The organism is Streptomyces sp. NPDC054932 (assembly GCF_053610205.1).
Window position 1 is genome coordinate 12,616 of record NZ_JBSGXU010000083.1, and the last position, 19,866, is coordinate 32,481.

Below are 19,866 nucleotides of genomic sequence, written 5' to 3' on the forward strand. Positions count from 1 at the left end.
GTGTCGCACGACGACGCATCCGACGCCACACCCGATGCCACATCCGACGCCACATCCGACGCCGCGTACGACTACGACGTCATCGTCATCGGATCGGGCTTCGGCGGATCGGTCTCGGCCCTCCGCCTCACCGAGAAGGGCTACCGGGTCGGTGTCCTGGAGGCAGGGCGCCGGTTCACCCGCGAGAGCCTGCCGAAGAACAGCTGGGACCTGCGCAACTACCTGTGGGCCCCGGCCCTCGGGCTGTACGGGATCCAGCGGATCCACCTGCTCGGCAACGTGATGGTGCTCGCGGGCGCCGGCGTGGGCGGCGGCTCGCTCAACTACGCCAACACCCTGTACGTGCCGCCCGCCGCGTTCTTCGAGGACCGGCAGTGGGCCTCCATCACCGACTGGCGCGAGGAACTCGCCCCCTACTACGAGCAGGCCAAGCGGATGCTCGGGGTGCGCCTCAACCCGACCATGACCCCCTCCGACGTCCACCTCAAGGCGGCCGCCGAGAAGATGGGCGTCGGGGACTCCTTCCACATGGCCCCGGTCGGCGTCTTCTTCGGCGACGGCGACGACGCAGGGGGAGCCCGCCGGGTCCGGCCCGGCGAGGAGGTCCCCGACCCGTACTTCGGCGGCGCCGGCCCCGCCCGCAGGGCCTGCACCGAATGCGGCGAGTGCATGACCGGCTGCCGGCACGGCGCGAAGAACACCCTGAACGAGAACTACCTGCACCTCGCCGAGCGCGCCGGAGCCGTCATCCACCCGATGACCACCGTCACCGCGCTCTCCGACCACCCCGAGGGCGGCCACCGCGTCCGCACCGTCCCCACCGACGGCCGCCGGCGGGGCCGGGCGAAGGTGCTGCGCGCCCGGTACGTCGTCGTCGCGGCGGGCACCTACGGCACCCAGACCCTGCTGCACACGATGAAGGACCGCGGCGAGCTCCCGCGCCTCTCGCAGCGGCTCGGGGAGCTGACCCGGACCAACTCCGAGGGCCTGGTCGGCGCCCAGACCGACGACCGCCGCTACCGCAAGCGGCACGGTGACGGCCCCGGCAGGGCGCAGCGGGCCGACTTCACCCGGGGCGTGGCGATCACCTCCTCCGTGCACCCCAACGCCGACACCCACATCGAGCCCGTCCGCTACGGCAAGGGTTCGAACGCCATGGGGTTCATGACCGTCCTGCAGGTTCCGCACAGCAGGCACCGGGTCCGTGCCTGGCTCGGCCGGACCGTGCGGCACCCGGTGCAGCTGGCGCGTTCGCTGTCCAACCGGCGCTGGTCGGAGCGGACCATCATCGGCCTGGTCATGCAGTCGCTGGACAACTCGCTGACCACGTACCGCAAGCCGGGCGGGATCGGGAAGGGCCTGCTCACCGCCCGCCAGGGCCACGGCGCCCCGAACCCGGTGCAGATCGCGGAGGCCACGCAGGCCGCGACCCTGCTGGCCGAGGAGATCAACGGCTTCCCGGGCAGCAACATCGGCGAGCTGATGGGGACGCCGCTGACCGCGCACTTCCTGGGGGGCTGCCCGATCGGAGCCTCCCCGGAGGAGGGCGTGGTGGATCCGTACCACCGGCTCTACGGGCACCCGGGCATCTCGGTGGTGGACGGTTCGGCCGTCTCCGCGAACCTCGGGGTCAATCCGTCGCTGACGATCACCGCACAGGCGGAACGGGCGATGTCGTACTGGCCGAACAAGGGCGAGCGTGACCCGCGGCCCGAGCAGGGGACGGACTACGTCCGCCTGGACGCGGTGGAACCGGTCCGTCCGGCGGTACCGAAGGAGGCATTCGGCGCGCTGAGGCTGCCGTTCCTGGCGGTTCCGGAGATTCCGCCGCGCCAGTCCTGAGAGATCCGGAACCGGTTCTCTGACAGCAGTGGGTACCGCGCTCCCCCTCCGAGCGCGGTACCCACCGCGGTACATAGGTGACAGATGTTCAGCCTTGATGGTTGTACCGGAATCCCCCGAGGTGGTCTGTGGTGTCGATCACACGGTGAAGTGTGCAACTGCGACTGATGTTCGACAGTCAACGGCTGCATGAGAAAGCGCATCTCTTTGCTGGCTGCCGGTGGCCTCGTGGCCCTGGGTCTGGCCACCACTCCCGCACATGCCGCGGACCCCGTCTTCACCCTCGCCGGACCGGCGGGGATCGGCCTGCGCCCGCACCCGGGGCAGAGCGGCGAGCCGCAGAAGACCTCGGTGCAGTTCCGGATCGTCAACGACACCACCAGGACGTTCGACCGCCAGAGCACCTTCACGATCGACCTGGCCGCGCTCAAGGGCGTCGCCGACGTGAAGCTCGCCAAGGAGCAGGGCGCGGACTGCGCGCTCACCGCCACGGCCGTGACCTGCAAGCGCTGGGCCCTGTGGACCGGTGAGACCACCGTCGTGGACATGGACGTCAGCGCGGCCAAGGACAGCCGGGTCGGCGCGACCGCCGATCTGACCCTGACCGGTCAGGCGGAGGGCGCCACCTTCAAGGCCGCCACCACCAAGGTGCGCGTCGGCGGCCCCGACCTGGTGCTGGAGCGGGCCAGGCTCAAGGCCGAGCTGAAGCCGGGCGACAAGCAGAACCTGCCGATCATCTTCGCCAACGAGGGCACCGACCCCGTCAACGGCGTGATGCTCGAACTGCGCACCACGCACGGCATCGGACTGGTCGAGCAGTACGACAACTGCTCCTACTCCGACGACAGCAGCGCGGGCCAGCCCTGGAACACGGGCTGGAGCACGGTGCAGTGCCTGCTGGACGGCGTGTACGAGCCCGGCGCGACCTACGGCGTCGACGGCGCGCTGACCCTCAAGGCCGCCCCGCACGCCTTCGTCGACGGCCTGACCTACGCGGTGTACGCGGCCGGCGACCAGCCGAAGAGCGGGAAGCAGCGCACGCCCGCCGGCGGCAAGAAGCTGGCCGCAGCGAAGCAGGCCGCCAAGGCTTCGGCCCAGGCCGCGCCGCGCACGGGGGACCTCGACCCCTGGGACAACATCCAGGAGTTCGACTTCGCCACGAGGAACACCGCCGACCTGGTGGCCGCGGGTGCTTCGCTCCAGGGCAAGGCCGGCGACACGGTGCGGGCCGACTTCGGCTTCCGCAACAACGGCCCCGCGTGGGTCGCGTACCTGCGCTCCGGTGAGGACGTCGCCCGGACGGACATCGTGATCCCGGCGGGCGCGAAGGTCACCAAGGTCCCGGCCGGCTGCAAGGGCGTCAACGCGGACGGCAGTTACCGCGAGCAGGTCCTCGGGGCGCCGCGCTACTTCTGCTCCACCGGCCATGTGATCGGGGAGACGGAGAAGTTCGCCTACCCGTTCGAGCTGAAGATCGAGACGGTCGTGTCCGACGCCAAGGGCTCCGTCACGGTCGGCCAGTGGACGCCGGAGGGCACCACGGGCCACCGCTGGGACCCGAACCAGGCCAACAACAAGGCGGCCTTCGTGATCAACGCGAAGGACGGCGGCCCGGCCCCGACCCCGACCACCTCGGCCTCGCCGACCCCGACCGGCTCCGCGACGCCCACCGCGACCGCGACCGCCTCGGCCACCGCGACCAGCGGCACCGGAACCGGCACCACCGCGAACGGCGGCCTCGCCTCCACCGGTACCTCCGCCGGGACGATCGCGCTCGGCAGCGTGCTGCTGCTGGCCGTCGGCGGCGGGCTGCTCGTGGTGTTCCGCCGCAAGGCGGGCGGGCACGCGTAGCGGCGCAACCGCCTGAGCGGCAACACAGAACGGCCGGCCCGGGGCGTCCCCCGGGCCGGCCGTCCTTTACGGGGTGACCGGGCTGCTGTCCCCTGCCGTCCGGTCACGCGAAGGAGCGAGGTCCCACGACACACGCTCCACGGGGCGTGCGTCTCATCGCTCCAGCGGAGCCACGCGTGGTGTTGCGGTCCCGCGGCTGGCTGACGCGGACACCCTCACCAACGAAGGGGCCCGGAGCCGGTCACGGTCCGGACGAGTGACGAACGGCCGTCACACGCGGCCCCGGCACAGCTCCAGCAGGGTCATGGCGAGGGCGGTGCCGGGCTTGCCGAGGGCATCGCTCCAGTGCGAGAGCACCTCCATCTCGCGCGACAGGTGCACCCGCCGCCCACCGGACGCGATCCGGGCGTCCTGGATGACCGTGGAGACGGCCATCCGTTCCTGGATCAGACCGATGATCCGGTCGTCGAGGGCGTCGATGCGCGTACGGGAGTCGGCGATGAGCTGCTCGGGGGTGGTGGTGATCGTGGTCATGGTCTCTCCTGAAGGTGTGTGCCGACAGGAGCGGAAACGCAGAGCGCCCCGGTCCTGTCGGACCGGGGCGCTCTGGGAAGTCAGCGGCTCAAGCGAGCATCACGAGGACCCATGGCGACCGGACCGGCCGGTGCCATAGGTAAAGAGGAAGCTCAGCTGCTTGCGCATGGGACGGATTATTACCTTCCATCCGCCTCCGGGCCAAGCCGATTCGGATGGTGAGACGAAGAGGGGCCGGCGTCCCCCGTTAGAATCGACAAAACAGCCACCTCTTCCGCCGGAAGGCCGCCCCGTGCCAGAAGCACCCTCCGCCGCCCACGACAGCGCCCCGGACACGGTTCTCGTCGTCGACTTCGGCGCCCAGTACGCCCAGCTCATCGCCCGCCGCGTCCGCGAGGCACGGGTCTACAGCGAGATCGTGCCGAGCTCGATGCCCGTCGACGAGATGCTGGCCAAGAACCCCAAGGCGATCATCCTCTCCGGCGGTCCGTCGTCCGTGTACGAGGAGGGCGCCCCGCAGCTCGACCGCGCGATCTTCGAGGCCGGCGTCCCCGTCTTCGGCATGTGCTACGGCTTCCAGCTGATGGCGGTCACCCTCGGTGGCCAGGTCGACAACACCGGTGCCCGTGAGTACGGCCGCACCCCGCTGGCCGTCTCCAAGGCCGGCTCCACCCTCTTCGAGGGCACCCCCGAGAACCAGTCGGTGTGGATGTCCCACGGCGACGCCTGCTCCGCCGCCCCCGAGGGCTTCACCGTCACCGCGTCGACGAACGTCGTCCCGGTCGCGGCCTTCGAGAACGACGAGAAGAAGCTGTACGGCGTGCAGTACCACCCCGAGGTGATGCACTCCACGCACGGCCAGCAGATCCTGGAGCACTTCCTCTACCGCGGCGCGGGCCTCGCCCCCACCTGGACGACCGGCAACATCGTCGAGGAGCAGGTCGCGGCCATCCGCGAGCAGGTCGGCGACAAGCGCGCCATCTGCGGCCTCTCCGGCGGCGTGGACTCCGCCGTCGCCGCGGCCCTCGTGCAGAAGGCCATCGGCTCCCAGCTGACCTGCGTCTACGTCGACCACGGTCTGATGCGCAAGGGCGAGACCGAGCAGGTCGAGAAGGACTTCGTCGCCGCCACCGGTGTGCAGCTGAAGGTCGTCGACGCGCAGGAGCGCTTCCTGACCGCGCTCGCCGGCGTCTCCGACCCGGAGACCAAGCGGAAGATCATCGGCCGCGAGTTCATCCGCGTCTTCGAGCAGGCCCAGCTGGAGATCCTCCAGGAGGAGGGCCCCGCGGTCGCCTTCCTGGTGCAGGGCACCCTGTACCCGGACGTCGTCGAGTCCGGCGGCGGCACCGGTACCGCCAACATCAAGTCCCACCACAACGTGGGCGGGCTCCCCGACGACATCGAGTTCGAGCTCGTCGAGCCGCTGCGCCAGCTGTTCAAGGACGAGGTCCGGATGGTCGGCCAGGAGCTCGGCCTGCCGGACGAGATCGTCCAGCGCCAGCCCTTCCCGGGCCCCGGCCTCGGCATCCGCATCGTCGGCGAGGTCACCAAGGAGCGCCTGGACCTGCTGCGCGAGGCCGACGCCATCGCCCGCCACGAGCTCACCGCGGCCGGCCTGGACCGCGAGATCTGGCAGTGCCCGGTCGTCCTGCTCGCGGACGTCCGCAGCGTCGGCGTCCAGGGCGACGGCCGCACCTACGGCCACCCGATCGTGCTGCGCCCCGTCTCCTCCGAGGACGCGATGACCGCGGACTGGACGCGCATGCCGTACGAGGTGCTCGCCCGGATCTCGACCCGCATCACCAACGAGGTGCCGGAGGTGAACCGGGTGGTCCTGGACTGCACGAGCAAGCCCCCGGGCACCATCGAGTGGGAGTAGTCCCACCCGGTCCCACCCGGTCCCACCCGGATCACCGTGAAGCCGCCGCCCCACACCTGTGGGCGGCGGCTTCGCCGTTTGTCTGGCCACTTGGCAGGGGCCCGGGTACCTTGCGCGGCGAGCCGAGCCGTTCGAAGGAGCGCCCATGCCGGACCAGCCCGTACCCGTGCCCGTGGAGCGGCTGGGCTTCGAGATGCCGCCCGTGCACGACACCGTCGACGCGGCGCGCGCCCACCGCAAGGAGCGGCTCGCCGAGGCGCTGCGGCTGCTGGGCCGCCTCGGGTACGAGGACGGGGTGGCGGGGCTGATCACCGCGCGGGACCCGGAGTTCGAGGACTGTTACTGGGTCAACCCCTTCGGCCGGGCCTTCGCCGCCCTCACCGCCGACGACCTGCTGCTGGTCGACGGGGACGGGCGGGTGGTCCGGGGCGGGCGCCGGGTCAACCAGCTCGCCTTCGCCGTGCACGCGGCGGTCCACCGCAGGCGCCCCGGGGTGATCGCCGTCGTCCGCGCGCAGGCCCCGTACGGCCGTGCCCTCGCGGCCCTGGGCGAGCTGCTGGCCCCGATCACCGAGGAGGCCTGTGCCTTCTACGAGGACCACGCGCTGCTCGACGAATACTCCGGGGCCGACGAGCCGGACCGGACGGCGCACGCGCTCGGCCCGTACAAGGCGCTGGTCCTGCGCAACCGCGGGCTGCTGACGGTGGGGGACTCGGTGGACGCCGCGGTCTGGTGGTTCGTCGAGGCGGAGCGGTGCGCGCAGGTGCAGCTGATCGCCCGGGCCGCCGGGAAACCGGTGCCCGTCGACCACCGGGCCGCGGCCCTGACGCGCGAGCGGTTCGGGTCCGATCTGGCCGCCTGGGTGAGCTACCAGCCGCTCAGGGAAAGGGTGGCGTCAACATCATGAACCGTTAATCACCTGCTCTGACATCGTGCGCAATCCGGAGCACTGCCGCAGTGGTGCACAATTCGCTGGCATTGCACCGTAGTTCAGAGAGGCGGCACGTACGTGGCTGTCCAAGAGATGTCCCGAGGTACCCACACCACCGCCTGCGCCTGCGACGAGTGCGCGCGGGAGGGCCACCGCCGCGCGGTCACGGCGTTCCTGGAGAAGCGCGACGAGTTCGCCTCCGGGCAGGGCGTGCCGGCCGCCGTCGCCCACTCGCTCGGCGCCTCCCGGCAGTGGGTCTCCGACGAGCTGACCCTGTCGGCCCGCACCGTCGCCGACCGGGGCCGGGAAGCCGGGAACTCCTGGCTGTACCTGTTCTCCCGGCGGGCCGTCCTCGCCGTCTGGATCGCCGCCGGGGTCCTGCTGCTGGTCCAGGTCGCCGCCGCCCTCGGCACCGGCTGGTCCACGGCGCGCACCGCCGGGCTGCTGGCGGCCCTGGTGCTGGCCGGGCTGCTCACGGTCGCGGCCCGCGCCCAGTCGGTGCGCGGCGGGCTGCTGGCCCCGCTGGTCGGCGAGGACAACCGGCTGTCCACGTCGAAGGCGGTGCCCAGCGCCTGGGTGGTGCTCACGGCCTTCGCCACGCTGCTGCCCGCGCTGCGGCTGGCCGCCTCGGCGCCCGGGCCCGAGCGGCAGGCCCTGTACGCGGGCCTCGCGCTGGACCGGGCGCTGCCGCTGCTGGCCGTGGTCTCGCTGACCTCGGGCGTGGCGGTGCTGGTGCGCCGGGTGGTCTCCGTACGGATCATGGGCCAGCGGTTGCAGAAGCTGCCGGCCGACCGGCCGCGCGGGGTGGACCTCCTGACGGACGACGCGGGCCGCGGGAGCTTCCCGGACGCCCAGTACGTGCTCGTCTCGACGGTGGTGCTCTCCTACGCCGCGGCCTCGCTGGCGCGCTTCCCGGACCGGCTGCCGCAGCTGCCCTGGGCGCTGGCGCTGCTGGTGTCACTGTCGGCCGCGGTGTACCTGGCGGCGAAGTACGCGGAGGGCAGCCGCCCGCTGGTGCTGTCGGTGGTGCGCAGACGGGAGCCCGGGGATCTGGACGCGGCCGTCCGCCCCGGGGACGACATCGAGATCCGGGGCGTGGGCTTCGTGCCGCCCGGGGCGCAGACGCCGGAGATGCTGGCCCGTCTGGTCGTACGGGTCGGGGCGGTGCACGTGCACGTGCCGCTGGTCCCGGTGGCGGGCGGATTCACCAATCCCTCCGACGCCGTGCTGACCGTGCCCGTGCCGGCGGAGGTGGAGCCGGGGCGCGTCGAGATCCAGGTGGTCACGGCCGCAGGGGTGGAATCCAACCGATGCACCATCGATGTTGCCGAGTGATCGGGGTACACATGTTCCGTGAACCGAACCGATGTTCTTGAAACCGACGCCCCTCGCGAGGTCGCGGGCCTGCGCGAGCTGGCCTCCCGGCACGCGCTGCTGCCCCTGCGGCTCTTCCTGGGCGTGACCTTCGTGTACGCCGGTCTCGACAAACTGACCGACCCGGCGTTCCTGTCCGCCTCCGGCGACGGCTCCATCGGCGACCAGATGCGCGGGGTCCGGGACACCTCCGCGATCCCCGGCCTCGTCGACCTGTCGCTGAACTCGCCCGTCGGCTTCGCCGTCGCCCTCGCCATCGGGGAGATCCTGGTCGGCCTCGGGGCCCTGGCCGGCCTGCTGACCCGCATCGCGGCCCTCGGCGGGGCGCTGATCGCGCTCAGCCTGTGGATCACGGTGTCGTGGGCGGTGACCCCGTACTACTACGGCAACGACCTGATCTACATGATGGCGTGGACCCCGCTGATCCTCGCCGGGGCGCCCTACCTGTCGCTGGACTCGGTGATCCGGTCGCGCCGGTCCCGGCGTACGGCATAGGTCACCAGGCCCACCAGCGCGGCGAGCGAGAGCCCGCCCAGGGTGATCGGGACGATCGCGAACCAGGGCAGGTCCGCCTCGCCGGTGCTGTCGAGCAGGTAGAGCACGCCCGCCGCCACCAGGACCAGCCCCGCGATCAGCCGTCCCGGCTGGAACTCATGACGCCGCACGGGCCACCTCCACCTGTCCGAGACCCGCACTGAGGTGCAGCTCGATCGTCCCGCCCGCCTCCGTGCCGGCCGGCGGCGCGAGGGTTTGCGTCCGGGTCTGCTTCCCGGGCCCGGCCTGCTCGATGCGGCCCGCGTAGTCCCCGGGCAGCTGGATGTCGCCCATGCGCCGGACGGTGACGTCCGCCTGCGCGGTGACCTCCCGCGGCAGGAGCACCTTGAGCCGGCCCGCGTCGATGGAGGCATCCACGGACACGGTGGTGCCCTTCGGCACGTCCAGGCGGCTCAGGTCCAGGGTGGCGAGCCCGGTGCCCGCCTCGTACACGGGCCGTACGTCGGCCACCGCGGCCGGACGCCACTCGACCTCCCGCCAGTCGGTGCCGATGTCGCGCGGCAGCACGGCCGCACCCGCGAGCAGGCCCGCGGTGAACACGGCCAGCACGACCGTGCCGAAGCCGGTGCGCCCCAGCAGGGAGCTGACCGCGAGACCCAGACCGAAGACGACCAGCGCGGCGGCGAGCCCCGTCTGCAGGGCCTCGCCCAGCGGGTTGCCCTCCCAGGTCGCGGCGGTCCCCGCCATCCCGGCCAGCAGCGCCAGGACGAAGACCCGGCCGCCGATGCCGCCGCGCGGGCGGGCCGGGGCGGCGGGCACTTTCGGGAACGACGCCGGGGCGCGGCCGGTCGCCACCACCGGGTCGGCGGTGTCGTCGGGCCCCCACAGGTATCCCGTCCCGCCGACCGGGCCCGTCGTACCGTCCTTGACCAGCGGGTCCCGCCACCAGGAAGGACCCCCGGGGGTGGGCGGCGCCTTCGTCTCCGGCGGGGCGGGCGAATGCGCGGTGCGGTGGGCGCTGCCGCCCGGGTCGGGCGCCTGCGCCTCGGGCTGCAGGGTGTGCCGCTGCCGCTGCGACCAGTACGAGGCCCCGCCCAGTGCCAGGATGACCAGCACCGAGAAGGCCGCCAGCCCGCCGTTGTCCAGCATCGACAGGAACAGCGCGCAGCCCACCAGCGCGGCGAACACCGCCGCCAGCGTGGCGCCCTCCACCCGGCCGGTCAGCAGCTTCTTCGCCTCGCTGTCCTCCTCCCCCTCCTGGGGGAGCAGCAGCCACGCGAAGCCGTAGAAGATCAGGCCGACGCCGCCGGTGACCGCGAGGACGCCCAGGACGATGCGGAAGACCACCGGGTCCAGGTCGAAGTACCGGCCGAGCCCGCCGCACACGCCCGCGAGGACCTTGTCGCGCTTGCTGCGGCGCAGGGGCGGCCGGGCATCGGCGGCCCGGGGAGCCCCGGGTTCCTCCCCCGGGCCCCGTCCGGCGGAACCCCCTGGCGGGGCGTCGTGTACTTCGGTCATGGGTCCATGGTGACGGGCCGCGGGAGCGCGCGGCATCCGGCCCTACCCTGGTGCAACCCTGATATCCCCCCGGTGGAAGTGGGGGGATGCCCTGATGCCCGGCCACCACCGGGCATGTGACCCTTGGTGACATGCCCGTAGCCGCCCCTTCCCGTACCCCGCACGCACCGGATGCCGACGAGGTGCCGCAGCGCAAGCTCTACCGCAGCGCCGACGGCCGGATGCTCGGCGGTGTCGCGCGAGGGCTCGCCGGACACCTGGGGCTGCCCGTGGGCTGGGTGCGGCTCGCCTTCCTCCTGCTGTTCATGTGGGGCGACGGGCTGGGCGTGCTGCTGTACGCCGCGTTCTGGGTCTTCGTACCGCTCGGCATCGGCGGCCGGACCGGGCACCGCTCCTTCTTCGAGACCCTCCCCGACGGCACCCGCCGCCTGCGCAAACCCGACCGCGGGCAGATCACCGCGCTCATCGCCCTGTTCATCGGCGCGGGCATCTTCATCTCCAAGGTCCAGCTCGGCGGCGCGTCCGGCCGGTACGTGTGGCCGACGCTGCTGGTCGGGGCCGGGGTGGTGCTCGTATGGCGGCAGGCCGACAACGCCCGCCGCGCGCACTGGTCCACGGCCGTCGGACGGCACGGGCGCCTCCTCCAGGTCGCCCGGGCACTCGCCGGCGTCGCCCTGGTCGGGGTGGGCCTGACCGTCTTCATCGTCGTCCGGGGCTCCGCCGCACAGCTCGGCAACGTCCTCACGGCCACCCTCGCCGTCCTCGTCGGCGTGGCCCTGCTCGCCGGCCCCTGGCTGATCCGGCTGACCCAGGACCTCTCCGAGGAACGCCTGATGCGCATCCGGGCCCAGGAGCGCGCCGAGGTCGCCGCCCATGTGCACGACTCGGTGCTGCACACCCTCACCCTGATCCAGCGCAACGCGGAGGACGTCTCCGAGGTGCGCCGCCTCGCGCGGGCGCAGGAGCGAGAGCTGCGGAACTGGCTCTACAAGCCCGAGGGCACCGGCAAGGACGAGGCCGAGGAACCGGCCACCCTCGCCGAGGCCGTGAAGAAGACCGCCGCCGAGGTGGAGGACCACCACGGCGTCCCGATCGAGGTCGTGGTCGTCGGCGACTGCCCGCTCGACGAGCGGCTGGCGGCACAGATCCAGGCCGCGCGCGAGGCAATGGTCAACGCGGCCAAGTACGGTGGCGAGGGTGGGCCGGTGCAGGTGTACGCGGAGGTGGAGGGGAAGACGGTGTTCGTCTCCGTGCGGGACCGGGGACCGGGCTTCGACATCGACGCGGTACCGGGCGACCGCATGGGCGTACGAGAATCGATCATCGGCCGGATGCAGCGCAACGGAGGGACCGCACGGCTGCGGTCCGCGCCCGACGGCGGCACGGAAGTCGAGCTGGAGATGGAGAGGGCGGCGAGCGAGGCATGACCGAGTCCGGAGAGAACGCAGGCACGGGGGAGACCAGGCGCGTCCGGGTGGTGCTCGTCGACGACCACAGGATGTTTCGCACGGGGGTGCAGGCCGAGATCGGCGAGACCGCACGGACGGGCGTCGAGGTCGTCGGTGAGGCCGCCGACGTCGACCAGGCCGTCACCGTGATCACCGCCACCCGCCCCGAGGTGGTCCTGCTCGACGTCCACCTGCCCGGCGGCGGTGGCGTCGAGGTGCTCAGGCGCTGCGCCCCGCTGATGGCGGGGGTCGAGGCGCCGGTCAGATTTCTGGCGCTGTCGGTGTCCGACGCGGCCGAGGACGTCATCGGGGTCATCCGGGGCGGTGCGCGCGGGTACGTCACCAAGACCATCACCGGCACCGACCTGGTGGACTCGATCTTCCGCGTGCAGGACGGGGACGCGGTCTTCTCGCCGCGGCTGGCGGGCTTCGTGCTCGACGCGTTCGCCTCGACGGACGCGCCGCCGGTCGACGAGGACCTGGACCGGCTCACCCAGCGCGAGCGCGAGGTGCTGCGGCTGATCGCGCGCGGGTACGCGTACAAGGAGATCGCCAAGCAGCTCTTCATCTCGGTGAAGACGGTCGAGTCGCACGTCTCGGCCGTGCTGCGCAAGCTCCAGCTCTCCAACCGGCACGAGCTGACCCGCTGGGCGACGGCCCGCCGCCTGGTGTGACCTCCCGCGCCCGGCGGCCGGCGCCTGACGTGCGGCCTCCGAACGTACCGCCTGCGGTGTGACCCACACCGCAGGTGGAGGGGGCAACCGGGAGCGCGCACGCCGCCCTCTACGGTGGCGTGATGAGCTTGACCGGGACACCCTTCTTCGCGGCGGTGATCGCACTGACCGCGATCGCCGTCATCCTTCCGCTGGCCGTGTGGAGCAAGGTGCGCGGCCCTGCCGTCGTGCGCACCGCCGTGCGCGCGCTGATGGTGGTGTTCGCCCAGGTCACAGCCGTCGCCGTGGTGTTCGTCGCCGTCAACCGGGCCGAGCACTTCTATGCCTCCTGGGGCGATTTGTTCGGCACCGGCAAGTACGTCACGGCCGCCCCCGACCTCGGCCCGGACGGGCTCGGCGGCAAGAAGGTCGCAGAGGCACCGAAGGTGCGCCAGCAGTTCCAGCCGGTGGAGGGCCTCGGCGGGCGGGTCCAGAAGACCGAGCTCGACGGCAAGATCTCCGGGGTCAAGGGCGATGTCCTGGTGTGGCTGCCGCCGCAGTACGACGACCCGGCCTACAAGGACAAGAAGTTCCCGGTCGTGGAGCTGATACCGGGCATACCCGGCACGGGGAAGTCCTGGTTCCAGGGGCTCAAGGCGCACGAGGTGCTGGAGCCGCTGATGAAGAGCGGCAAGGTGCAGCCCTTCATCCTGGTCTCGCCGCGCGCCATGCTGGTCGGCAACGGCGACACCGGCTGCGCGAACATCCCGGGCAAGGTCAACGCGGACAGCTGGTTCAGCGTCGACGTCCGCAAGATGGTCGTCGACAACTTCCGGGCCTCGGACGAGGCCCGCACCTGGGGCGTGGCCGGGTACTCGGCCGGCGCCTACTGCGCCGCCAAGCTGGCGATGCTGCACCCCGACCGCTACAGCGCGGCCGTCTCCCTGTCCGGGTACAACGACCCCGGCCAGGAGCCCTCCTCGCTGGTCGCCAAGGACCCGGAGCTGCGCCGGACGCACAACCTGAAGCACGTGCTGCAGACCGCTCCCACCCCGCCGGCGGTGGCGCTGTGGATGTCGGGGGCCGAGCACGACGGCTACCTGTCCGGCACGGACCTCAAGGGGATCGCGAAGAGCCCGACCGTGGTGCACGCGGAGAAGGTCGTCGGCGGGCACAACCTCGACTCGTGGTCCAAGCAGCTGCCGCAGACCTTCGGCTGGCTGAGCGGCGTGGTCAAGGCCCCGTAGGCGGCCGGATCCCCGCGTCTGCCGATCGGCGGACGGCCCGCGCGAGCCCGCCGCCGATCTCTGCCGGTCGGCCGATGTGCCCGGTGCCCGCCGGCCGGGAGTCTGGTCCCAGGACGAAATCCAAGGGGGATCAGGGTCATGGCACACGCGGTGGAGAGCAGGACCGTACAAGCGGAGACGGCGGAGCCGGGGGCGGGGGCGGCGCCCTGGGCGGCGGCGCGCCGCCGGTGGTGGTCGGGCTGGCCCCACTGGGCCCCGTACGCGGCGGCCGCGTGGTCCCTCGCCTACGGACTGGCCGGGCTGTACTGGGCCCTGGGCGGCGCCGGGTACCCGTTCGGGCCGGTCCCCGAGGACCGCTCGACCGGATCCGTCCTCGAACCGAGCCCGGCCGCCGTCCTGAGCCCGGTCATCGCGGCGCTCGGCCTCGCGGGCGCGGTCTGCGGGGTGCTCATGGCACGCCGCCCGGCGAGCAGCGGCGCCGCACGGTGGTTCCTGCTCGGCTTCGGCTGGGCACAGGCCCTCGCGCTCACGGTGGCCCTGCAGGACTACACGCTGATCGCCGTGGTCGCCTTCGCGCCGCTGCTCGTGGTGTTCGCCTTCACCGGGGTGCCCGGCCCTCAGGGCGACGTCGGCGAGATCCTCTACTGGCACCGGGACAACCTGCTCATCCTGTTCGTGGGCGGTGTGCTCTGGACCCTGGCCGTGCTGGCGTACCAGCGGCGCACCCGCGGACTGTGCGCGCACTGCGGGCGCGGCGGAAGGGCCGCGGCCTGGACCGCGCCGGAGGCGGCGGCCCGCTGGGGGCGCAGGGCCGTACTGATCGCCGTGCTGTCGAGCATCCCGTACGACGTGACCCGGGTGGCCTGGTTCTTCGGCTACCCGCTGGGGATCACCGACGCGTTCCTCAAGGACATGCAGGACACCCCGGGCATGCTCGGGATCGGGCTGGGCCTCGCGATCGCGGCGACCGCCGGCGGTGTGCTGACCCACGGGCTGGTCGCGCGCTGGGGCGAGGTCTGGCCGCGGTGGGTGCCGTTCAAGGCGGGCAAGCCGGTCGCCCTCGCCACCGCGATCGTTCCGGCCCTGCTCGTGGCCGTGGTGCTCGTTCCCGGCGGTCTCCAGATGATCCGGGGCGGGGACCAGCCCTTCGGCTGGGGGACCACCTACCCGGCGATGCTCTGGGTGGTGTGGGGAGCCGCGCTGGGCGCCGCCACCCTCGGCTACTACCTCCGCCGGCGCGGGACCTGTGGGCACTGCGCCCGCGGATGAGCGGGAAACACACCTATGCGGGGCGGGAGGCGCCGGCCCAGGGCATCGAGTCGATCGGGGCCAGCCGGACCGTGGATCCGGGGCGCGGGGCGTGGATCATCTGGCCGTTGCCGATGTAGAGGCCGACGTGCGTGATCCCGGAGTAGAAGAACACCAGGTCGCCGGGGGCCAGCTGGTCGCGGGACACGCGCCGGCCGGCGTTGATCTGGGTGTAGGTGGTGCGGGGCAGGGAGACCCCGGCCGAGCGCCAGGCGGCCTGGGTCAGGCCGGAGCAGTCGAAGGACCCCGGGCCCGTCGCGCCCCAGACGTACGGCTTGCCGATCGCCCCGTACGCGAAGGCCACGGCGCGGGCCGCGCGCGAGCCGTCGGAAGCGGGTGCGGGCGCGGGGGCAGCGGTCCCGGGTGCGGCGGGTGCGGCGGCCGTGCCCGTGCTTCCGCCGGACGACCGGGCCTCGTAGGCGGCCCGTTCCTCGGCGGTGAGCCGGGCCAGCAGGTTCCTGGCGGCGGTGAGCTTCTCCTCGATCACGGCCTTGTGCCCGGCGAGTTCGTCCTGCCGGGACCGCAGTTCGGTGAGCCGTCCGGCGGCCTGCTCCCGCAGCTTCCCGACCTCGTCGAGCCGGCGGCGCACGGTGGTGATCCCGGCGGCGTTGCGGTCCCCGGCGCGGGTGATGAAGGAGGCCTGGGAGAGGTACTCCTGCGGGTCGGACGCCAGCGCGAGCTGTACGGCGGTGCCCAGGGATCCGCTGCGGTACTGGGAGGCGGCGAGCGTTCCGAGCGCGCTGCGGGCGGTGTTGAGCTGGTCGGTCTTGCGGGCGGTCTCCTCGCGCAGTCCGGTCAGTGCGCGTTCGGCCTCGTCCGCCTGCTCCTTCGCCCCGTTGTACTGCTCGGTCGCCGCCTCGGCCTCCTCGTAGAGCCGGTCCACCTCCGACTTGACCTGGGCGGGGGTGGGCCGGGGGTCGGCCTGGGAGGTGCCTTCGAAGGCGGTGGCGGAGGCAGCGCCCGCGAGGGCGAGGGTGGCGGCGGTGGTGCGTGCTCCGCCGCCGGAGAGCGGGCGCTGCCTGGGCTTTCGATGACTGCCCACGGGGGCCTCACGTCCTTCCTCTGCCGGTGCTTGGCAGGAGGACGCTAGACCCGGAGGTAACGGGCGGATGACGAGATGATCGCAAGTGGCCCGATACGACCGGAGCTGGCCGCTCGGGACCGGAATGGATTGCTCCGGTGCGGATCAGTGCCAGAGAACGGCGATGAAGATGTTGATCACGGTGAGCCCGCCGACCGCCCCGAACAGCGCCTTGTCCACGTGCTCCTCGTCGCGCTTGACGTAGACGAGGCAGAGGATCACGAAGAGGATCGCGAGCTTCACGCCGACCTTGATGTTGTTGACGGGGGTCCCGTCCATCTGGTTGAAGCCGACGAGGAGCACCCCGGTGACGAGCATGACGAGCGCGCCGTGCAGCATGGCGGGCGTGAAGCGGGCGGTGCCCGCGCTCATCGCCTTCATCTGGGTCAGGAAGCCACCGAGGAGCGAGGCGATCCCGATGATGTGCAGGCCGACGAAGACACTGATGAGTACGTCCATGCCGTCGAGCGTACGGGGTGGCCCCGGGCGGATTTCCACCGGATGCCGGGCGGTGCGCAGGGCCTCCCGGGCGCCTTCTCGGCCGAAGAAACGGGTCGGTTCGTCGATGACGGCCTGCGGTTCCTCCTCCGGGAGGTAGTGGCCGCTGCCGTCGACGCGGACGACGCGGGTGTCGGTGCCGAGCGGGGTGGCGGGCGCGGCGGGCAGGGAGGGCCCTCACGTGACGGGTGGTGGGGCGGGAACCGATCGTTCGCAGATCTCGAACAATCAGGACCGTACGAGATCTGCGTACAGTGAGGGCATGGCTGCCGCTGCTGAGCTGAACCACCCCGCCGCCGACCGCATCGAGCTGGTCGGGGTCCTCGCCGCGCTCGGACATCCCGTCCGGCTGGAGATCGTCCGCAAGCTCGCCTCCGGCCGGGAGGCATTCTGCGGCGAGGTCGTACCGGACCTCCCCAGGTCGAGCGTCACGCACCACCTCAGGACGCTGCGCGAGAGCGGCGTGATCTGCCAGCGCCCCCAGGGCCGCAAGCTCTACCTCGCGCTGCGCCGGGACGACCTGGAGCGGAGCTTCCCCGGCCTGCTGCAGATCGTGCTGGGCGAAGCCTTCCGGCCGGAGGAATTTCCCGGGGCGGGACCGGCTGTCGGTCCCGCACCCTAGACTCGGAGGGCGATGAGCAGCCTCTTTGACGACAGTTTCCTGGCGGACCTCACCCCCTCCGACGAGGTCCCGCCGCCGCCCGAGGACCACGCCGCCCCGGAGGCGGGCGCGGACGACCTCTTCGGGGGGCGGTTCGACGTACCCATGAGCGGGGACGCGTACTACCGGGACGGCGCCCCCAGGCCCGTCATCGATCCGGCGACGCTCCTGGACGGGCTCAATGAGCAGCAGCGCGCGGCCGTGGTGCACGCGGGCTCCCCGCTGCTCATCGTGGCCGGCGCCGGCTCCGGCAAGACCCGGGTGCTGACGCACCGCATCGGACACCTGCTGTCCGCGCGGGGCGTCCACCCCGGCCAGATCCTGGCGATCACCTTCACCAACAAGGCCGCCGGTGAGATGAAGGAGCGCGTCGAGGGCCTGGTCGGCCCGCGCGCGAACGCCATGTGGGTCTCCACCTTCCACAGCGCGTGCGTGCGCATCCTGCGCCGCGAGTCCAAGCGGCTCGGCTTCACGTCCTCGTTCTCGATCTACGACGCGGCCGACTCGAAGCGCCTGATGGCGCTCGTCTGCCGCGACCTGGACCTGGACCCGAAGAAGTTCCCGCCGAAGGCCTTCAACGCCAAGATCTCGAACCTGAAGAACGAGCTGATCGACGAGGAAGCCTTCGCCGACCAGGCCGTGGACGGCTTCGAGAAGACGCTGGCGCAGGCGTACGCGATGTACCAGGGGCGGCTGCGCGAGGCCAACGCGCTCGACTTCGACGACATCATCATGACCACGGTCCACCTGCTCCAGGCGTTCCCGGACGTCGCCGAGCACTACCGGCGCCGCTTCCGGCACGTCCTGGTCGACGAGTACCAGGACACCAACCACGCGCAGTACACGCTCGTGCGCGAGCTGGTGGGCACCGGCTATCCGGACCTGCCCCCGGCCGAGCTGTGCGTGGTGGGTGACGCCGACCAGTCGATCTACGCCTTCCGCGGCGCGACCATCCGCAACATCCTCCAGTTCGAGGAGGACTACAAGGACGCCACGACGATCCTGCTGGAGCAGAACTACCGCTCCACGCAGACGATCCTCTCCGCGGCCAACGCGGTCATCGAGCGCAACGAGAACCGCCGCGCCAAGAACCTGTGGACCCAGGCCGGCACCGGCGCCGTCATCACCGGATACGTCGCGGACACCGAGCACGACGAGGCGCAGTTCGTCGCCGACGAGATCGACCGGCTGACGGACGCGGGCGACGCGAAGGCGGGCGACGTCGCGATCTTCTACCGGACCAACGCGCAGTCGCGTGTGTTCGAGGAGATCTTCATCCGGGTCGGACTGCCCTACAAGGTCGTCGGCGGCGTCCGCTTCTACGAGCGCAAGGAGGTCCGCGACGTCCTCGCGTACCTGCGCGTCCTCGCGAACCCGGAGGACAACGTCCCGCTGCGGCGCATCCTGAACGTGCCCAAGCGCGGGATCGGTGAGCGCGCCGAGGCGATGATCGACGCCCTCGCGATGCGCGAGAAGATCACCTTCCCGCAGGCGCTGCGGCGCGTGGACGAGGCATTCGGCATGGCCGCCCGCTCCACCAACGCGGTGAAGCGGTTCAACGTGCTGATGGAGGAGCTGCGCACGATCGTCGACTCGGGCGCCGGCCCGGCGGTGGTGCTGGAGGCGGTCCTGGAACGCACCGGCTACCTCGCCGAGCTGCAGGCGTCGACCGACCCGCAGGACGAGACGCGGATCGAGAACCTGCAGGAGCTCGCGGCGGTGGCGCTGGAGTTCGAGCAGGCGCGGGAGGCAGCGGCGGCCGAGGCCGCCGAGACCGGGGCCCCGGCTCCCGGGTCCGGCACCCTGGCCGAGTTCCTGGAGCAGGTCGCGCTCGTCGCCGACTCCGACCAGATCCCGGACGAGGACACCGAGGGCACGGGCGTCATCACGCTGATGACCCTGCACACCGCCAAGGGCCTGGAATTCCCGGTGGTCTTCCTGACCGGCATGGAGGACGGGGTCTTCCCGCACATGCGGGCGCTGGGCCAGACCAAGGAGCTGGAGGAGGAGCGCCGCCTCGCGTACGTCGGCATCACGCGGGCGCGCGAGCGGCTGTACCTGACCCGCTCCAGCATGCGCAGCGCGTGGGGCACGCCCTCGTACAACCCGCCGTCGCGGTTCCTGGAGGAGATTCCGACGGAGTACCTCCAGTGGAAGCGGACGGGCGCGTCGCAGAAGCCGGCGGGGCCGATGCGGAGTTCGGGGTACGGGTCCTCGTCGTCCGGTTCGGGGAGGGCGACGTTCGGCACCTCGCCGGAGGCGTTCCTGTCCTCGTCGCGCACGAAGTCGGGCCCGTCCGGATTCGCGACGCGGCGGGCCGCGGACAAGCCGGTCATCGCCCTGGTGGTCGGGGACCGGGTCACGCACGACCAGTTCGGGCTCGGCACCGTCATGGAGGTCAAGGGAGCGGGCGCGGACGCGCAGGCCACCATCGACTTCGGGGACGACAAGCCCAAGCGGCTGCTGCTGCGGTACGCGCCGGTGCAGAAGCTGTAGGACGCGAACGCGGACACCGCACACGGCGAAGGCCGCGCGGCCCTCGGGCC

General features: G+C 72.1%; 17 protein-coding genes. 12 read left to right on the forward strand and 5 right to left on the reverse strand.

Annotated features, from left to right (window positions below; translation table 11 throughout):
• Together ACWGE1_RS22380 and ACWGE1_RS22385 are read left to right on the forward strand one after the other, a co-directional pair.
• Positions 1-1,842, forward strand: coding sequence for a GMC oxidoreductase (locus tag ACWGE1_RS22380; protein WP_453422248.1), 1,842 nt, complete (start codon positions 1-3; stop codon positions 1,840-1,842).
• Between the two features lie 189 nt (positions 1,843-2,031).
• Complete coding sequence (locus ACWGE1_RS22385; protein ID WP_453422249.1) at positions 2,032-3,693, forward strand: peptidase; 1,662 nt, start codon at positions 2,032-2,034, stop codon at positions 3,691-3,693.
• A 270-nt stretch (positions 3,694-3,963) separates the two neighbouring features.
• Here ACWGE1_RS22385 and ACWGE1_RS22390 read toward each other — a convergent pair whose 3' ends face one another.
• A complete protein-coding gene (locus ACWGE1_RS22390; RefSeq protein WP_030763088.1) occupies positions 3,964-4,227 on the reverse strand; it encodes a chorismate mutase in 264 nt (87 codons plus the stop codon).
• A 292-nt stretch (positions 4,228-4,519) separates the two neighbouring features.
• Between ACWGE1_RS22390 and guaA the strand changes: the two genes are divergently transcribed.
• From guaA to ACWGE1_RS22410, 4 genes are all read left to right on the forward strand, one after another.
• The gene (gene guaA / locus ACWGE1_RS22395) at positions 4,520-6,106 is read left to right on the forward strand and encodes a glutamine-hydrolyzing GMP synthase (RefSeq protein WP_453422250.1); all 1,587 of its coding nucleotides are present in this window, start codon (positions 4,520-4,522) and stop codon (positions 6,104-6,106) included.
• A gap of 145 nt (positions 6,107-6,251) precedes the next feature.
• Positions 6,252-7,013, forward strand: coding sequence for a class II aldolase/adducin family protein (locus ACWGE1_RS22400; RefSeq protein WP_453422251.1), 762 nt, complete (start codon positions 6,252-6,254; stop codon positions 7,011-7,013).
• Positions 7,014-7,115: 102 nt separating this feature from the next.
• Positions 7,116-8,372, forward strand: coding sequence for a hypothetical protein (locus ACWGE1_RS22405; RefSeq protein ID WP_453422252.1), 1,257 nt, complete (start codon positions 7,116-7,118; stop codon positions 8,370-8,372).
• Positions 8,373-8,390: 18 nt separating this feature from the next.
• Positions 8,391-8,906, forward strand: a complete 516-nt coding sequence (locus ACWGE1_RS22410; protein ID WP_453422253.1) for a TQO small subunit DoxD — start codon at positions 8,391-8,393, stop codon at positions 8,904-8,906.
• Here ACWGE1_RS22410 and ACWGE1_RS22415 read toward each other — a convergent pair.
• Both ACWGE1_RS22415 and ACWGE1_RS22420 read right to left on the reverse strand, forming a co-directional pair.
• Complete coding sequence (locus tag ACWGE1_RS22415) at positions 8,852-9,076, reverse strand: hypothetical protein (protein WP_453422254.1); 225 nt, start codon at positions 9,074-9,076, stop codon at positions 8,852-8,854. The two genes, ACWGE1_RS22410 and ACWGE1_RS22415, sit on opposite strands and share 55 nt — an antisense overlap.
• Positions 9,063-10,424, reverse strand: a complete 1,362-nt coding sequence (locus ACWGE1_RS22420; RefSeq protein WP_453422255.1) for a PspC domain-containing protein — start codon at positions 10,422-10,424, stop codon at positions 9,063-9,065. The genes ACWGE1_RS22415 and ACWGE1_RS22420 overlap by 14 nt, the downstream gene beginning before the upstream one ends.
• Before the next feature lie 131 nt (positions 10,425-10,555).
• Here ACWGE1_RS22420 and ACWGE1_RS22425 point away from each other — a divergent pair, with 131 nt between their 5' ends.
• The 4 genes from ACWGE1_RS22425 (at position 10,556) to ACWGE1_RS22440 (ending at position 15,041) form a co-directional block, all read left to right on the forward strand.
• The gene (locus ACWGE1_RS22425) at positions 10,556-11,851 is read left to right on the forward strand and encodes an ATP-binding protein (RefSeq protein WP_453422256.1); all 1,296 of its coding nucleotides are present in this window, start codon (positions 10,556-10,558) and stop codon (positions 11,849-11,851) included.
• Positions 11,848-12,546 (forward strand): LuxR C-terminal-related transcriptional regulator, encoded by a 699-nt coding sequence (locus ACWGE1_RS22430; protein ID WP_453422257.1) that lies wholly within the window; start codon positions 11,848-11,850, stop codon positions 12,544-12,546. The genes ACWGE1_RS22425 and ACWGE1_RS22430 overlap by 4 nt, the downstream gene beginning before the upstream one ends.
• 122 nt (positions 12,547-12,668) lie before the next feature.
• The gene (locus tag ACWGE1_RS22435; RefSeq protein ID WP_453422258.1) at positions 12,669-13,772 is read left to right on the forward strand and encodes an alpha/beta hydrolase; all 1,104 of its coding nucleotides are present in this window, start codon (positions 12,669-12,671) and stop codon (positions 13,770-13,772) included.
• Between the two features lie 138 nt (positions 13,773-13,910).
• Entirely contained in the window at positions 13,911-15,041 is a 1,131-nt protein-coding gene (locus tag ACWGE1_RS22440) for an NYN domain-containing protein (RefSeq protein WP_453422259.1), read from the forward strand.
• Positions 15,042-15,054: 13 nt separating this feature from the next.
• Here the strand turns inward: ACWGE1_RS22440 and ACWGE1_RS22445 are convergent, their stop codons facing one another.
• Both ACWGE1_RS22445 and ACWGE1_RS22450 read right to left on the reverse strand, forming a co-directional pair.
• Positions 15,055-16,122: an NlpC/P60 family protein gene (locus ACWGE1_RS22445; protein WP_453422260.1), complete on the reverse strand. Its 1,068-nt coding sequence runs from the start codon at positions 16,120-16,122 to the stop codon at positions 15,055-15,057.
• A gap of 144 nt (positions 16,123-16,266) precedes the next feature.
• The gene (locus ACWGE1_RS22450; protein WP_453422261.1) at positions 16,267-16,620 is read right to left on the reverse strand and encodes a hypothetical protein; all 354 of its coding nucleotides are present in this window, start codon (positions 16,618-16,620) and stop codon (positions 16,267-16,269) included.
• A gap of 301 nt (positions 16,621-16,921) precedes the next feature.
• Here ACWGE1_RS22450 and ACWGE1_RS22455 point away from each other — a divergent pair, with 301 nt between their 5' ends.
• Together ACWGE1_RS22455 and pcrA are read left to right on the forward strand one after the other, a co-directional pair.
• Entirely contained in the window at positions 16,922-17,281 is a 360-nt protein-coding gene (locus ACWGE1_RS22455; RefSeq protein WP_453422262.1) for an ArsR/SmtB family transcription factor, read from the forward strand.
• A gap of 12 nt (positions 17,282-17,293) precedes the next feature.
• Positions 17,294-19,816, forward strand: coding sequence for a DNA helicase PcrA (pcrA, locus tag ACWGE1_RS22460; protein WP_453422263.1), 2,523 nt, complete (start codon positions 17,294-17,296; stop codon positions 19,814-19,816).
• Positions 19,817-19,866 lie beyond the last annotated feature (50 nt).